We start from the raw sequence: 15438 nt of genomic DNA, 5'->3' as shown, positions 1-15438 counted from the left end.
GTCTCGCGTTCGCACTGCTCGTGGCGGGTTTCGACGCCAAGATCATCCGCTCAGCGCAGACCCACCCGCAGCGCGTGGCGGCCTCCCGAGCCGGCCCCGACCAGCACCTCGGCGCCGCGTGCGGTCGTCGTCAGCCGGAACGGGACCGGCCGGCCGTCCAGGCGTACGGAGGAAATGGTCCTGCCGGCCGGAACCACCGCGCCCAGGGTGAGGCGGGCGTGGACCACCGCGTCGACCGTGACCGTCAGCGTCCCCGCCCGGCCGGCTGCCTGCACGTCGACGTGACCCGGGCCGACCGCGATGTCCGAACCGGCGATGCGGGTCTGTCCCGGTGGGATCTGCGGGACCACCGCCAGCGCTCCGCGACCCAGATCGGGGTCGACGCCGAGCTGCTGGTGGACGACCGGCCAGAGGATTCCGTACGTTCCCCAGGTCTGCAGCACGCTCGAGCGGCTCAGGAAGTCCTTGCTCATGTTGGTGCCGAAATCGGGCGACGGGAGGATCTCCGGCATCGCTCCCGGCAGCTCCCACACCGAGGGGTCGAGCTGGCTGCGGGCGTTGGCCGTCGTGTACCGGCGCTGCTGGGCGAGCCGGCCGAAGTTGCCCTCGGCCGCCGCCATCACGGCGTTGCCGAGCGAGAAGATGTCGCGTTCGGGCGGCGCGCTCGACACGACGCTGTCGCAGCCGGGCGTACCGGTGTGGAAGAAGCCGAAGTCCCCGGTGAAGCAGTCGCGCTCCCGCTGGGCGAGCGCGGTGACGGCGTGCCCGGCGCCGGCCACCGAGGCGCCGCCGGGAAGCTCGGCCTCCATCGGCACCGCGCCGATCCAGTACCGCTGGAACAGCCTGGTGTCACCTGGATCCTGCAGCGAGTCCGCGTACGAGTTCGCGTCGCCGCCGTACCACCAATCGGACTCGAACCGCTGCACCCGGCGGGCCGCCTGGGACGTCGCCCAGGCCGCGGTGGCCCGGTCGCCCCTGCTCGCGGCCATGCCGGCCAGGTCGAGCAGACCTCGGATGGTGTAGACGGCCACGTCGAGCTTCTCCTGGCCCATGCCCGCGCGTTCGACGTTGCCGCTGCCCTCGGGCCAGCCGTCGCCGTCGGCGTCCAGCGCGATCGCGTATCTCATCGCGCGCACTGAGAAGTCGTACATCTCGTCGCGGAAACGGTCGTCTCCGGTCCAGCGCCAGATCAGCGCGACCGTGCTCGGGAACTTCACGGTCTCGTCGGTGTTGCCCGGGTCCGCGTTCGTACCGAAGTAGACCTGGCCGTCCGGGGTGACCTCGTGCACCACCTTGCCGGACCGGTCGTTGATCACGTCGCTGATCGCCCGCAGCGTGCGCAGGTGAGCCTTGATCGCCCGGAACTGCCCGGCGGCGACGGCGGCGAAGGCCGAGTACTCACCGTCGGTCGCGAAGATCCATGGATAGTCGGGCCAGCCCGCACCCAGCCAGTCCGCCCGGGCCAGCCTGCCCTTGACCGGTGGCGAGGCGGTGCCCTGGTCACTGGCGAACAGGCGCAGGTCGCGCGACTGCTGCACCGAGTCGGCCAGGTTCTGCTTGGACCAGTCGACGCTTTGCTGCAGGAGCCGGTCGCCGGGCAGGTCGACCCGGCTGCGTGCGGCCACGGCCCGCCGCGCGGCCACCTTGGCGGACAACTGCTTCTGCGGGTCACGCAAGGCGGAGGACAATTCCGTACGGGCGGAAGCCAGGCCCTGGTCGGATCCCGCGACCGCGAACCACACCGTCTGGCCGCCCTTGACGTCGTAGCTGAGCCGCCCGCCCGTGCCCCTGCCGTCGGGCCCGTCATCGCAGACCGCCGGCGTGGGGTCGCCGCAGATCACGTCGCCCTGCGGCCCGCGCATGCCCGGGCCGAACGCATGCCCGGACGGGGTCAGCTCGCTGCCGACCAGCGCGGCCCAGTCGTGCCCGCCCCGGTCGCGGAAAACCAGGTTCCGGCCGTCGAAGGAACCGGTGTCGCGATGATTGGCGGTCGCCTGGCTCGGTGTCGTGAAGGTCCATGGGTACGCCGACAGCAGCTCGGAGTGTGCGTCCACGGTCAGCCGGACGGTGCCCGCGCCCGCCGGGAACCGCAGGCCGATCAGGGCCGCGCGGGACCCGTCGGGCACGACGTCCGTACGTTGAATGTCCATGCCGCGCGGCCCGGTCAGCGTCATGGTCGTGTACCCAGGATGCTCGGTGAACCGGCTCGCGGTCAGCCAGGTGCCGTCAGCCGCGAACCACACACCGTCCAGCAGCTTGATCGGCGGCGACCAGAATCCGCCCATCTCCCCGCGGATGTGCCAGCCGGTGGCCGGGTACGTCGCGTCCTCGGCGCCAACCTCATAGGCCCGGTCGCCGGTGACGACAAACCGGCGATTGCCCAGCTGGGAGGTCTCGGACAACGCGCCAGCCGGCGCCGCGGCCACCGCCGGCGCGACGCCGCACAGCCCGATCGCCGTGCCCAGGACCGCTGCCACCGCAAGACGCTTCATGGCGGACTCCAGAATTGATCACCATTGATCTATCTGATCCCAGCCTGCCCATGCGCGACCTTGGTCGCAACCTGGAGGAGGCCGCGTCCGGCCCGCGGGCGGCCCCGGCTCAGTTCGCGTCCCGTTCGCGGTCGCCCGGCCACGGCCGCCATCAGCGGCGTCGGTAGCTCCCTGCTGCCCGCTTCAGCCCGACTTCAGCGGCGCCTCAGCGGCCGGTGCCATGGTCGCCGGGAGCGATCCGATCGGTACCTCGGCACCGTTGCGGCTGACCGTCACCGGGGGCCGATCCGAACCGAAACAAGGGGGAAAGACATGTTCCGTCACCACCTGATCCCGGCGCTCGGCAGCGCGGCGCTGCTGGGCACGCTTCCCGCCGTGCTGCCGGCCGCGCCGGCCTCGGCGTCCACGCCCGGCTGTTACGGCGACTGCCAGCCCGGCGTGGTCCGCTCCGCCGGGGTCCTGAAGTACGACACCCTGCTCGGCGTCAACGACCAGATCACCGTCGCGATCAGCGGCGGGATCCTGACCGTCACCAACCCGGCCGGCACACTCACCGCCGGCCCCGGCTGCACCCTGGTGGACCGCCACCAGGCGCGCTGCCAGGCCGCGGCCAACACCTTCATGATCTCGCTGCGCAGCCTCGACGGCGCCGACACGATCACGAACGCCACCGGCATACCCTCTCTCCTCCGGGCCGGCGACGGCAACGACCGGCTGAGCGGCGGCTCCGGCACCGACACGCTCAGCGGCGGGTTCGGCAGCGACGTGATGCAGGGCGGCGGCGGGTCCGACACGGCCGCATACTCGGAGGTGGGCAACCGGCTCGGTGTGCGGGCCGACCTCGACGGCGCGGCCGGCGACGACGGCAGCTCCGAGGACGGGCCGGCGAACGCCCGCGACACCATCGCCGCGGACGTGGAGAGCGTCGTCGGCACCGGCGCCGACGACGAACTCACCGGGAATGCCGGCCCGAACACCATCGACGGCAACGGCGGCCGCGACCGGGTGCTGGGCCTCGGCGGCGACGACGAGATCACCGCCCGGGGCGGCGGAACCCTCGACGGCGGTGCGGGCGCCGACCACTGCACGTCCGACCTGCGTCTCGCGCCGAACCCGGTGGACGTATTCGTCGGCTGCGAGCGCACCGACGTCATCACCCCGTGACCGAGGCCCGGCCGATCCCCTCGGGTCGGCCGGGCCCCGCCGGCGTACCGGATGTCATCGGGCAATGGCACACACGTCGTCTTCCTGCGCACGACCGAGCGCGGGACCATCGACAGAGGCACCCCGGAGGCGAACATGAGCGAATCGGTCACCCGCAAACGACAGTTGGGCCTGTTGGCGCAGCTCAGTGCCGCGTGGAACGCCCTCCGCACCCCAACGCCCGGGCAACTCGAGCAGATCCCGTGGCCCGCCGAAGGGCCGGCCGGCCACCGACACCAGGACGCGGTGGCCGTGCTCACCGCCGCCCGGTGCGTGGTCCAGCGCGGATGGGTGCAGAACACCTGGTACGTCCTGCAGACCCCGGCCGGCCGTCGCCGCAACCTCCAGTCCGTCTTCCCGGGCCGCGTCGACCGCACCAACGTCGTCGAGGCCTGCCTGGTCGGCGCCGTGATCCACGCAGCCTGGCAACAGAGTCCGCGGCCCGAACGCGCCTACCCCGCCTTGGACGCCCTCTGGCACACCCTGCTCGGCGGTGACATCGCCGACGTCGATCCGGTCGGCCCCCTGTGCTCGCCGCCGGTACGCCTCGCCCGGGTCCGGGACCTCACCAACTGGAACGACCGCCGTTACCGCAGCCAGGACGAGGTGCTCGACCTGCTGGAACGCACCATCATCCGGATCGCCGACGCGGACCGGCGCACCGAGCTCCACCGATAGGCCTTCCCCGCAGGCACGCTCCGCCGGGCGCTCAGGGCGTGTACACCTCGTCCGCCTTCGTGATCTTGCCCGCCTTCACGGTGCAGACGAAGACCCGGCCGGTCGCCAGCAGCGTCGTCCGGAACTTCTCGAGATCGGCGGCCACAAGCTCCGATCCGGTGGTCCCGGCGATGCGCAGGCTCGCGTCCGCGGCAACCGGGTAGGTGCGCAGCTTCTTGTTGTTGTTTCGGATGTACCAGCCGGTGCACCAGTCGTTCTCGGCCGGCTCGACGCCGTCCGCCTTGCAGGCGTTCACCGCGGCCTTGCCCTCGAACCATTCGACCAGGTCGAAGGTGATCGTGCCCTTCGCCGTGTCGGCCGCCTTGAGGTACGCGTACTGCGTGCCGCTGAGCTGCTCGGCCGTCGGCGTGGGCCCGGGCGTCGACCCGGACGACTGCGCGGTCGGCGTGGCGCCCGGTGCGGTGGTGTCTGCCGGTGCGGCGCCCACTGCCTGAGTGCTGCCCGGTGTGGCATCGGCGGGCCTGCCCGCAGCGGGGGCATGCCCGCACGCCGCTAGGGACAGCAGCAGGAATGAGACGAGTGTGAAGCGCCGAAGCACCGTGGTCTCCCCAATCTTCAACCGATCCGGGGACCCACCCTAGAGCCCGGCAGCAAGCGGTCCGTCCCGGCCCGCCGGACTACCAGCCGTCCGCCGGCGCACCCACCTGATCGACTTACCCATCGGGTCGAACGTCGCCGGCGCGTCCGCCTGCCGCGCCTGGTCGAGGACATCGAGGTAAGGATCGTGCCGGCAGGTGGTCCGGTCCTGGTGGAACGGGTTCGAGAGGTCAGGAGGCGATGCGGTCGCGGCCGGATCGCTTGGCGCGGTACAGGTTCTGGTCGGCCGCGGCGAACAGGTCCTCAACCGTCATCCCGCGGTGCAGCTCGGCCACCCCGACGCTGATCGTGACCGTCAACCCCGGGGCCACCGCCTCCCAATCCCGGCCGAGCAGCGCCCGCCGGATCCGTTCGCCGACCTCCACCGCGCCCGCAAGGTCGGTGTGCACGAACACCGCGAACTCATCGCCGCCGAAGCGGGTGGGCACGTCAACGTCCCGGTCTCGGCAGTTGGTCCGCAGCGCGGTCCCGATCTCCGCGAGGACGCGGTCGCCGACGGCATGCGAGAAGCGGTCGTTGACCGCCTTGAACTCGTCCACGTCGATGAGGAGCAGGCAGCGCGCTTCGTCGGACGGCAGGGCGAAGGCGGCCACCATCTGCTCGTACCGGCGGCGGTTGCCGATCCCGGTCAGCGTGTCGCGCAGAAGCTCCGCTGCGGCGCTGCGGCGCTGCTCCTCCAGGTCGATCCGGTGGGTCGCCTGGCGCAGCATCGCGACCCGCTCCAGGCGCAGCTCCCACAGCGACCGCGCCTGTTCCGTCATGGCTTCGGTCAGGTCGCGGGCTCGGCCGGGGTCAAGCCCCGCGATGGCGAGCCGTGCCAGCTCGTAGCGCACCTGGAAGCGCTCGGCCCGGGTACTGCCGTGCTCGCAGAGCTGCTGGGCCGCGAGGAACTCGCGCCGGGCGCCGGCGTCGTCGCCCGCGGCGTGCCACCCCAGACCGGCGGCGAGGTGCGCGAGCCGGGCCTCCATGTACTGCTCCTCGTCCCGGAGCGGCTCGATGATCTCCAGGGCGAGCGTGAGCGCGGCACCCGGTTCACCGAGTTTGGCCAGGGTCAGCGCGTACGCGCCCTTGAGCTGAAAGGTCCGCGTGGACTCCCGGCGTTCGAGGTCCGTGATGATCTCACCGGCGACAGCCTGGCAGCGGCGGAAGCGTGCGGAGGCCTCCTCCGGCCGGCCGATCTGCTCCAGCCGCAGGCCCCACTCCAGCAGCAGCATCACGTACGTCTCGTGGATGGGGCAGGCGAAGTTGAGCTCATTGCCCAGCCGCTCGATGACGCGGCGACAGGCCTGCTCGCCGAGCTCGTACAGCTCGACGCCGTGCGCGGCGTTGGCCACCGAGTTCACCGCGGCCAGGTAGCGCAGGTCGTCGCCCTCGATCTGGTTCAGCACCGCGTTCGCCCGGGCCAGCCCGTCCAGGCCGTCATCGAGCTGCCCTGTCCGGAACTGCATCTCGACCAGATCGGCCCTGGTCTTGGCGGCGGCAACCCGGGTGCCGAGCCGTTCGCGCAGCCGGAGCAGTTCCTGCCCGACGGCCACCGCTTCCCGGTCGCGGCCGGTCCACATAAGCCCGAACATCCGGCACTGCATCAGGTAGCCGAGCGTGATGTCGTCGCCCGCCAGCCGGATCAGAGCCTCGTAGTGATCCGCGGCCTCCAGCGCCCGGCGGAACTCGCCCATGACGATCATCTTGTGCACGCGGAAGGCGAACGTGGTGAACGGGCCGTCCGCGGATACCGGCACCGGCACGTGCGCGGCCCGCATGCCTACCTGTTCCATGATCACCCCTGGCGAGACAGTTGACCCGTATCTGACTCATCGGCCGGGGCGGCGCCGGGCTGAAGTGATCGCCGCGACGCAGCGCTGAACCGGGCCCGGCAGGATTGCCGGGCCCGGTTCGTGGGTGCTGCGGTTACGGGGTGACCGCTCTGCCGCCCAGGGTCACGACCAGGCGGCCGTCCCCGGCGAAGGACCAGCCCAGGGCGCCGGTCAGCGAGGCGCACCGGGACCCGTTCGTGCCGGACCAGAACTGGTTGGAGCTGTCCGCATCGCCGATGACGCGGTCGTTCGTCCCGCTGCCGCTGCGGCAGGAGGTGTTGTTGCGGAACACCGAGGTGCCGGCGTCGAAGCTGAAGTTGCGTTCGGTGTTGTCGATGCTGATGTTGTTCGAGATCGTCAGCTGGCCCGGGTTGCTGTTATAGGTGAACCCGTGCTTGCCGTTGCGGAAGGCGATGCTGCGCCGGACGATGTGGTTGACCTTGATGTCCTCCCCGCCGAGCTTGTAGCCGTTGCGGTCACCGTTGCCGGCCTGGCCGCCGTTGCTCAGCGTGCCGTTGTTGTAGGCCACGGAGTCCTCGATGGTGACCACGCCGATAGGCCCGGTGTCCGTCTTGGTGTAGAGGTCCCAGCCGTCGTCGATGTTGTTGTGTGACACGGCGTAGCGGAAGACGTTGCCCGAGCCGACCGTCAGCTTCGCGGCGAAACCGTCGGCGTCCTCACCGTCGGAGTCGGCGTTGTCGTGCGACTCCGCGCTCAGGATGAGGTTGTTGGCGGGCCACTGGCTGCTGGGGGTGTCGGAGGTGGTCCGGGACAGCTGCAGGCCCGTGTCGTGGTTGAAGCGGGTGATCGTGCGCTCGAGGATGTTGTTGCTGCCGCCGACGAAGATCCCGTTGTCCCCGGCGCGTTCGACGACGATGCCGTAGATGTGCCAGAACGATCCGTTGACGGCCAGCCCGCGGTTCGCCGGGTCCTCGGCCATGGCCGAGAAGTTCAGCACCGGGGTCTCACCCGGGTAGGCGGACAGCGTCTTGCGGGCACTCGAGGTGCCGTTGTTGCCCGGCGCGATGGTGACCGTCTGCGAGAACGGATAGTTCCCGCCGCGCAGATAGATGGTGCCGCCGGCGACGATCCGGGTGATCGCCGAGGTGAGCGTCGTCGGGCTCGCCTGAGTGCCGGCCGCGCTCGCACTGCCGTTCGGCGCCACGTAGAGGACGTCGCTCGTGGCCGGGGGCGGAGTGGTCGCCGTGGGGCCGGGTGTCGGGCTCGTCGGAGGGCTGCTGGTCGGGCCGGTCGGCGACGGGGTGCCGCCGCCCGAGGTGGTGACCGTGACGTCGTCGAAACCCGCGGACGCGTACCCGGTCTGCAGGCCGATCCGGCCCGACGCGGAGACCGAGCCGGTGCCGGAACCCACAGTGGCGCCGTCGACGGTGCCGGTGATGGTCGTGCCGGTGACGGTCAGGCTCACCGTGTACCAGGTTCCGGTGGTCACGGTCCGCGCCGAGGTGCCCAGCACGGTGACGCTGCCGCTGTTGACCGCCTGCAGCTGCGCCTGGCCGGGCAGCAGCGCCAGCCGGTAGAACGTGGTCGAGCTCTTCGCGCGGGCCAGCAGCCCGGCGAAGCCACCCGAGCCGAACGAGATCGGCTTGACCCTCGCCGACACGGTGTAGTCGGTCCACCCGGCGTCGCCGCCGAGCTCACGTGCGTTCTCGCTGCTGACGTTGCTCTGCCGCAACGTCTGCGAGCCGTCCGCGACGACCGACCAGGTGCCGCCCGACTTGGACCAGCCGCTGGTGCTGCCCGACTCGAAGTCGGCGGTGAACAGGGTCGCGGCCTCGGCGCTGGTCACGGTGACGGCGAGTCCCGCGGTCACCAGGGCGACCAGTCCGGCTGCGCCGGCGAGCCGGCGCAGCCGGCGGGCCCGGGGTAACGGTGTCATTCGGTGTTTCTCCTTGTCACAAATGGACACCGCCGGAGGTGCGCAGGGTGCAGCACGCAGCATGGCGACCATTGTGACAAAAGGCCGTCGATTTGCAGCGGGATACGGTGTGAAAGCTCGTGTCACCGCACGTGCGGCACGTCCTCGGGAGTGGCGTCGGCGGCCTCCGGGACGGTTGTTCCGTGAGGAAATCTTCACCCGCCGATATATGAGAGTCAATAAATAAGATGTGCAGGTTTGTTGCAGAACTGTTTGCCGAATCCTTATCGGTCGTCGGTCAGGACGTCCTCGTCGGCGCGGCGCCGGGCCGGGCCGCCCGGCCGGGTTTCGCCGCGGCGGGTCGATGCCACCGACCCGGTCGGCGGGGCGACATCCGGCGGCGGGATCCGCCCATCGCTCACCAGCGGCGGCGTACGCGATCTCGACGGGGACGGCCGTCCGGGTCATAGACGGCCCGGTACACCGGCAGCGCCCACATCCGGGCGAAGGGATGCAACCGTTCCGGCTTGTGCGGCCGCAGTCGTCCGGACGGGCGTGGGCCGTGGCGGCCGCAGGCGTGCCAGGCTTCCAGCGCGTGAGCTGAGCTCTCGATGGCCTGCACCGCCTTTCGCGGATCGACGAGGTCTGATGCGTCGCCGGCCGGGCGGTCCAGGTGCTCACCCATCAATCGCAGCCGCAGGGCGCGGGCATAAACCCGCGCCCCGTCGCCGGTCCCGGCGACATCCCGGGGCTCGCGCAGGTCACGGGTGTCATCCAGGACCGCGCAGGACAGCTCGCTGTCGTGCGTCCAGGACCGGCGGTTGAAGTTGTCGCTGCCCGCGCAGGCCCAGACGTCGTCGACTACACAAACCTTGGCGTGCACGTATACCGGCACGCCTTCGGGGTTCTCCACGTCGAAGACGTGCACCCGCTCACCGCCGGCCTTGCGGCACACGGCGATGGCCTGCTGCCGCCCGACGAGGTTGGGCGGTAACGCCAGCGCACCGTCGATGTCGGGATACCGCGGCACCACCACGACGAGGTGCAGTTCCGGGTTGTCGCGAAGTGCCCGGGCGAACAAGCGGGCAATCTCGGTGGACCACATGTACTGGTCCTCCAGGTAAATCAGTCTCCGAGCCCGGCGGATCGCCTTGGCGTAGCCGCGCGCAATGGACCGCTCGCCGCCCGGAGCGAACGGGTAAGCGGGGCGCACCTTCGGATAGGTGCGCAGCACCTGCACCGTGTGTGGCCCGCACTCAGGAGGATCGGGTGGCTGTGGCGGCAGCGGGGAAACCTCCAGGGTGGCGCCGCGGGCCTTGTCGCTGAGCCAGGCCACCGGCCGCTTGACCACCAATGAGGTCGGATCGTTCCAGCGCTCGCGGAAACAGGTGTCCAGTGCTCCGACCACCGGTCCCCGGTGCTCGACCTGCACATCGTGCCAGGGCGGGTGGGGCCCGTACTGCTTCGACATCGCCACCGCCTGACGGTCCCCGCGGTGGACGCTGTCGTCACGGCGGCCGTGGCACAGATCGATGCCACCGGCGAAGGCCACGTCGCGCTCCGGCGCATCGAGGTGCCGCAGCACCACGAGCTTCTGATGATGCGAGCCACCACGACGCACCCGCTGGTCAAGCAGCACCTGACCGCCGCAGCTTTCGATCTCCTCACTGACCTGGCGGTTCTCTTCCTGGCTGAACTGCAGCACATCCAGGTGCGAGCGCCACATCAGCCCACGCACCACCACGCCGCGCCTGGCCGCCGCCCCGAACAACTGCCCCACCGTCGGCCCGCCGTCACGCAGGAGCTGGTCGCGGTCTCCCCGCCAATCGGTGAAGAACAAGTGATCATCACGCTGCAATGCACCGACCTCGTCAACCAGCCGGTCAAAATACCCCGCACCATCGATCAAGGCCTCTGCTCGGCTGCCCACACACCACGCCGGCAGCGACGTCGCGCGGTTCTCCCGCTGCCACGCTGTCAACAGCCAATCCTCGACCGACACGCCCTGATCCCCGATCTCGGCGCCCGGACGATCTCCCGAGCACCACCGCGTCACACCTTGCCGCCAGTCTTGCGACGGCAACCATACGCAGGGGGTCCGATCCACGTGGGGCAGACGGTAAAAACTGGCCTCGACCCTTCCTTGCCGACATCGTGTCGGTATAGTTGCCGACGCTATGTCGGCAAGCTTGCTGGAGGGGTCATGTTCCTGGCGTTGCGCGAGCTGCGGTTCGCGCGTTCGAGATTCGCGTTGATGGGTGCGGTGGTGGCCTTGATCGCGGTGCTCATGGTGCTGCTGTCCGGCCTGTCGTCCGGGCTGGTCAACGATGGTGTGTCCGGCCTGCAGCGGATGCCGGTCACGGCGTTCGGGTTCGCCGAGGGGACCCGGGTGGATGGCGCCTTTTCGCGCAGTGTCATCGATGCCGGGCAGGTGGCGGCCTGGCGTGGGCAACCGGGTGTCGAGGCGGCCGAGCCGTTCGGCAACACGCTGGTGAACGCACACAGCGGCGCCGGGGTGCCGGTCGACCTGGCGCTGTTCGGTGTGCGGCCGGGCTCTTTCCTGGACCCGGTGCCGGCCGGCGGATCCCGGCTGGGCAGCCCCGACGGACTCGTCGTCTCCAGCACGCTGCTCGACGCCGGGCTGCGCCTAGGCGACACGATCACCATCGACCGGCTCGGCGTCAAACTGACGGTGGTCGGGGCTACCTCCGATCAGCGTACGTTCGGGCACGTCGACGTGGCCTACCTGCCGCTGGACACGTGGCGCCGGATCCACACCGGCGCCGGGGGAGAGGCGACCGCGGTGGCGATCAAGGCACGCGAGGGTGCTGCCCTCGATCTCGGGGCCGGGGACGCCGCCGCCGGCACTACCACCCTGACGCTCGCCGACGCTTATGCGACCTCGCCCGGCTACAGCGCCGAGACCTCGACCCTCACCCTCATCCAGGTCTTCCTGTACGCCATCTCGGCCCTGGTCGTGGGCGCGTTCTTCACGGTGTGGACCATCCACCGCCGGCACGAACTGGCGGTCCTGCGGGCAATCGGCGCGTCCCGGGCGTACCTGCTTCGTGACGGTCTCGCGCAGGCCCTGCTGATCCTGCTGGCCGCCTGCGCCCTCGGGGTGCTGACCGGCCTGGGCGTGGGTGCCCTTGTGTCCGGCGGTGACGTGCCGTTCGCCCTGGAGGCCCCCGCCGTCCTGACCGCGGCCGGGCTGCTGATCACGCTCGGCCTGCTCGGCGCGGCCACCGCCATCGTCCGTATCGCCACGGTGAACCCGCTGGCCGCCCTGGGAGCACAGCGATGAAGCTCGACACCACGACTCGCACCGGAGTGCGCCTGGCCGGGGTGACCCTCCGCCTCGGAGACGGCGACGACACCATCACAGCGCTGGACGCGGTGAGCCTGACCGTCGCGCCCGGCGAACTGGTTGCGGTGGTCGGACCGTCGGGCGCCGGCAAATCCAGCCTGCTCGCCGTGGCCGGCGGGCTGACCGTGCCGGACGAGGGCAGCGTCACCATCGACGGCAACGATCTGGCCGCCATGAAGCCGGCGCACGCACCGCCTACCGGCGCGAGCACATCGGCTTCGTCTTCCAGAACGGCAACCTCCTCCCGGCGCTGACCGCGATCGACCAGCTACGACTCATCCACCACCTCAACCCCCGGCGCGTCGGGGGACGCGACGCCGAGCAGTTGCTCGCCGAGGTCGGGATGGCCGACAAGGCCCACCGGCGCCCCCATCAGCTCTCCGGCGGCGAACGGCAGCGCGTCGGCATCGCCCGGGCGCTGATCGGCGGCCCGTCGCTGCTGCTGGCCGACGAGCCGACCGCGGCACTCGATCGGGCGCGCAGCCACGAGGTGGTCGAGTTGCTGGCCCGCGAAACCAAACACGCCGGGGTGGCGACGGTGATGGTCACGCACGACACTGCCGTGCTCGAGCACTGTGACCGGGTGGTAGAAATGGTCGACGGAAAGCTTTCCAGCTAGGCGATTCGAAGGAGGCACGGTGCCGCGCATCTCGGCGCCCACTGTCGCCGAGCACCGCGCCGCCCAGCATCGGGCGCTGCTCGACGCGGCCCGTGCCATCCTGGCCGAGGAGCCGGGCACGGCTCCGTCACTCGCGGCGGTCGCCGGGCGCGCCGGTCTGGCCCGATCCTCGGCCTACGAGTACTTCCGCTCGCGCCAGGACCTGCTCGACGCCCTCATCCAGGACGTTTTCCCCCGCTGGTCGGCCCGAGTGGCCGATGCGATGGCCGCAGCCGGTGGGCCGGGCGCCCAGGTGCTGGCGTACGTCGACACCAACCTGGAACTGGTCGCCGAGGGCGAGCATGCGGTGGCCCGAGCGCTTGCCGCGATCGCGCCCGGTCAGCAGTTGGACGACAGCAGCCGGGTGATGCACGAGCAGCTGTCCCATCCGCTGGTCGATGCGCTGCGGGTGATGGCCCTGCCCGACCCGGCAACCACCGCCGAGCTGATCAACGCGATCGTCTACAGCGCATCCAGTCTCATCGAGGCCGGCGGCGACTCCGCGGGCATCCGCGCCCGAGCCGGCGAACTGCTGGAGCCATTCCTGCGCTAGCCGGCGGGTCAGCCGGCTTCCCTCGCGATGGCCGTCAGCGACGGGCTTCGGGCGCAGTTCAGGGCTGGACCTCAGCATCGTCGAACGCGGTGATCCGCCGTTGATCTTGGGCGCTGGCGGACGGCCCGGCTGCGTACGTCTGATCAGGCCGGGACGGCCACGGGCGTCAGGAAATCCGGTTCGGCGCCGGCCAGCACCCACCGGCCACGGCCGAGCCGCTTGGCCTGATACATCGCCGCGTCCGCGGACCGCAGCACCGTCCTGTCGCCACGCGCGTCGGCGCCGCCCGCGGTCGCGGCGATGCCGATGCTGGCACCGACGGTCAGGTGGTGGCCGCGGAATACCACCGGCTGCGCGACGTCGGCGAGGATCCGCTCAGCCAGCCAGACCGCCTCGCGTTCCCCGACCCCCGGGCACAGCAGCACGAACTCGTCACCGCCGAGGCGACTCACCAGATCGCCGATCCGGACCAGGGCGGAGAGCCGCTGGGCGATCGCCACCAGCACCGCGTCACCGGCCTCATGGCCGTACCGGTCGTTGACCTCCTTGAAACCGTCGAGGTCGAGGTAGAGCACGGCGACCGGTTCCGCCGAGGTTGGCCGCAGGCGGGCGAGCCGGTCACCCAGCACCGCCCGGTTGGACAACCCGGTGAGCGGGTCGTGCTGCGCTTGATGAACCAGCCGGGCCTGGGCGCGGTCCTGCTCACGCACCGCCATCGTGAAGCGGCTCAGCACGAACGTCGTGCACAGCGCCGCGCCACCCAATGCCACGATCGTCCTGGCGTGGAACCCGGCGTGCAGCAGGGTCAGCGCCGGTGTGGTCATCAACGCCAGACCGAGAAACAACACCCGGGCCGGATGCAGGTGGGTGAGCTGATGGCCGGCCCGGGTCAGTTCGGCCCGGCCGGGGTGCAACAGGGCCACGCTGACCAGGGCGTTGCCGAACATGACAACCGTGCCCAGCCGGGACGAGAACTCGTAGCCGATCGACTCCGGCAACAGGCCCTGGTCGGTCAGTATGGGCAGGATGTTGATGGCCAGGTCGTTGCCGAGATACAGGGCGGCCGCCGCGAACATCAGCCGGGTGGGGGTGCCCCGGGTGCCCGGCGAGAGGGCGATGATCAGCGCCCCGGCCAGCAGCACCACGTCTGCGACCGGGTACAGCGCCGGCACCACCGTCTCCAGCACCGAGTAGCCCTGGCCCAGGTACGGGGAGATCAGGAACTCCCAGCCGAGCAGGGCGGCTGCCACGGTGAGGGTGCCGGCGTCGAGCACAGCTCCGCGCAACCGGCCCGGTGCGCGCCGGCGAGCCATCTGCACCAGGGCAAGAGTCATCAGCGGGTACCCGCCGAGCCAGCAGACGTCGGCCAGACCCACCGAGGGCGCCTCGCCGACCAGGTACGTGTAGAGGATCTCGATCGCGTCGCCGAGGAACCACACCGTCTGGGCCAGCGCGATCAGCAGCCATGGGCGGCGATCGGCAGGGCGGACCACCCGCAGCGCCCCCCACCAGGCCAGGCCGCACAGGGCGAGGTAGGCCACGGCGTACGCGAGGTCACCGGCGCCGGTGCCGTACCCGGCGATCAGTCCGGCCACCACGCCCGCTGTCGCCAGCAGAAAGATCCGTATCCGGAGAGAGCCCATGGCTGGGCTATCGGCCGACGCCGCTCGCAGTTGAGCAGAACCGGCCGCATTTATGTGGAGCTGACAGGCGGTCGTCGTCGGGGCCAACGAGCATTCACCTCAGCTGTCACCGTACGAGACCGGATCGTGTCCGGCCAGGCCCGTCTCGTGGGCCCACACCGCAATCTCTACCCGGTTTCGGGTTGCCAGCCGGGCGTGGATGCCGGGCCTCGCGGATGGGTGCGATCGTCACCGGCCTCGACCCGCTACCCGCCGGCCTCGTCATCGCCGCACTGGGCGTGGCCGGCACGTTCCTGGCGATGCTGATGCCCGGCCGCCCGCGGTTGCGATTCGCGGGCTGGCCGGCCGCCGCCATCCTTCTTCTGGTGCTCCCCGACGGTCGCCTGCTGCTCGCAGTCGGGGAACTGCTGATGCTACGCGGGGACCGAGTGGAAACGGCCGCCGTGGCACAGGGGTGGTTCGCGGCGAACGGGGGCCGGCCACGTGGTCGGACGGTC

The 15438-nt window shown here is 70.8% G+C and carries 13 protein-coding genes; 6 read left to right on the top strand and 7 right to left on the bottom strand.

Features of this window, described 5'->3' with window-relative positions; translation table 11 throughout:
- Positions 1 to 50: 50 nt before the first annotated feature.
- Positions 51 to 2492: a hypothetical protein gene (locus AB0F10_RS07165; RefSeq protein ID WP_360620932.1), complete on the bottom strand. Its 2442-nt coding sequence runs from the start codon at positions 2490 to 2492 to the stop codon at positions 51 to 53.
- A gap of 312 nt (positions 2493 to 2804) precedes the next feature.
- Here AB0F10_RS07165 and AB0F10_RS07160 point away from each other — a divergent pair, with 312 nt between their 5' ends.
- Together AB0F10_RS07160 and AB0F10_RS07155 are read left to right on the top strand one after the other, a co-directional pair.
- Entirely contained in the window at positions 2805 to 3656 is an 852-nt protein-coding gene (locus AB0F10_RS07160; RefSeq protein WP_360620930.1) for a hypothetical protein, read from the top strand.
- A 135-nt stretch (positions 3657 to 3791) separates the two neighbouring features.
- Entirely contained in the window at positions 3792 to 4373 is a 582-nt protein-coding gene (locus AB0F10_RS07155; RefSeq protein WP_360620928.1) for a hypothetical protein, read from the top strand.
- A gap of 31 nt (positions 4374 to 4404) precedes the next feature.
- Here the strand turns inward: AB0F10_RS07155 and AB0F10_RS07150 are convergent, their stop codons facing one another.
- The 5 genes from AB0F10_RS07150 to AB0F10_RS07130 all read right to left on the bottom strand — a co-directional run bounded on the left by AB0F10_RS07150 (position 4405) and on the right by AB0F10_RS07130 (position 10722).
- Positions 4405 to 4860 (bottom strand): hypothetical protein, encoded by a 456-nt coding sequence (locus AB0F10_RS07150; RefSeq protein ID WP_360620926.1) that lies wholly within the window; start codon positions 4858 to 4860, stop codon positions 4405 to 4407.
- Positions 4861 to 5200: 340 nt separating this feature from the next.
- The gene (locus tag AB0F10_RS07145; protein WP_360620924.1) at positions 5201 to 6805 is read right to left on the bottom strand and encodes a GGDEF domain-containing protein; all 1605 of its coding nucleotides are present in this window, start codon (positions 6803 to 6805) and stop codon (positions 5201 to 5203) included.
- Between the two features lie 133 nt (positions 6806 to 6938).
- Positions 6939 to 8741, bottom strand: coding sequence for a family 16 glycoside hydrolase (locus AB0F10_RS07140; protein ID WP_360620922.1), 1803 nt, complete (start codon positions 8739 to 8741; stop codon positions 6939 to 6941).
- A 263-nt stretch (positions 8742 to 9004) separates the two neighbouring features.
- Positions 9005 to 9142, bottom strand: a complete 138-nt coding sequence (locus AB0F10_RS07135; RefSeq protein WP_360620920.1) for a hypothetical protein — start codon at positions 9140 to 9142, stop codon at positions 9005 to 9007.
- Positions 9139 to 10722 (bottom strand): phospholipase D-like domain-containing protein, encoded by a 1584-nt coding sequence (locus AB0F10_RS07130; RefSeq protein ID WP_360620918.1) that lies wholly within the window; start codon positions 10720 to 10722, stop codon positions 9139 to 9141. Before AB0F10_RS07130 ends, AB0F10_RS07135 begins: the two co-directional genes overlap by 4 nt.
- A 201-nt stretch (positions 10723 to 10923) precedes the next feature.
- Here AB0F10_RS07130 and AB0F10_RS07125 point away from each other — a divergent pair, with 201 nt between their 5' ends.
- The 4 genes from AB0F10_RS07125 to AB0F10_RS07110 are packed head-to-tail and all read left to right on the top strand — an operon-like array spanning position 10924 to position 13298.
- Positions 10924 to 12024 (top strand): ABC transporter permease, encoded by a 1101-nt coding sequence (locus tag AB0F10_RS07125; RefSeq protein ID WP_360620916.1) that lies wholly within the window; start codon positions 10924 to 10926, stop codon positions 12022 to 12024.
- Complete coding sequence (locus AB0F10_RS07120; protein WP_360620914.1) at positions 12021 to 12341, top strand: ATP-binding cassette domain-containing protein; 321 nt, start codon at positions 12021 to 12023, stop codon at positions 12339 to 12341. The genes AB0F10_RS07125 and AB0F10_RS07120 overlap by 4 nt, the downstream gene beginning before the upstream one ends.
- Positions 12299 to 12706: an ATP-binding cassette domain-containing protein gene (locus tag AB0F10_RS07115; RefSeq protein ID WP_360621011.1), complete on the top strand. Its 408-nt coding sequence runs from the start codon at positions 12299 to 12301 to the stop codon at positions 12704 to 12706. The genes AB0F10_RS07120 and AB0F10_RS07115 overlap by 43 nt, the downstream gene beginning before the upstream one ends.
- A gap of 19 nt (positions 12707 to 12725) precedes the next feature.
- A complete protein-coding gene (locus AB0F10_RS07110; RefSeq protein WP_360620912.1) occupies positions 12726 to 13298 on the top strand; it encodes a helix-turn-helix domain-containing protein in 573 nt (190 codons plus the stop codon).
- Between the two features lie 143 nt (positions 13299 to 13441).
- Here the strand turns inward: AB0F10_RS07110 and AB0F10_RS07105 are convergent, their stop codons facing one another.
- Complete coding sequence (locus tag AB0F10_RS07105) at positions 13442 to 14941, bottom strand: GGDEF domain-containing protein (RefSeq protein ID WP_360620910.1); 1500 nt, start codon at positions 14939 to 14941, stop codon at positions 13442 to 13444.
- Positions 14942 to 15438 lie beyond the last annotated feature (497 nt).

Origin of the sequence: Actinoplanes sp. NPDC026623 (genome assembly GCF_040638275.1) — a bacterium.
GTDB lineage: Bacteria > Actinomycetota > Actinomycetes > Mycobacteriales > Micromonosporaceae > Actinoplanes.
Note: the sequence above shows the minus strand (reverse complement) of the source record. Positions and strands in the feature narration are given on the sequence as shown.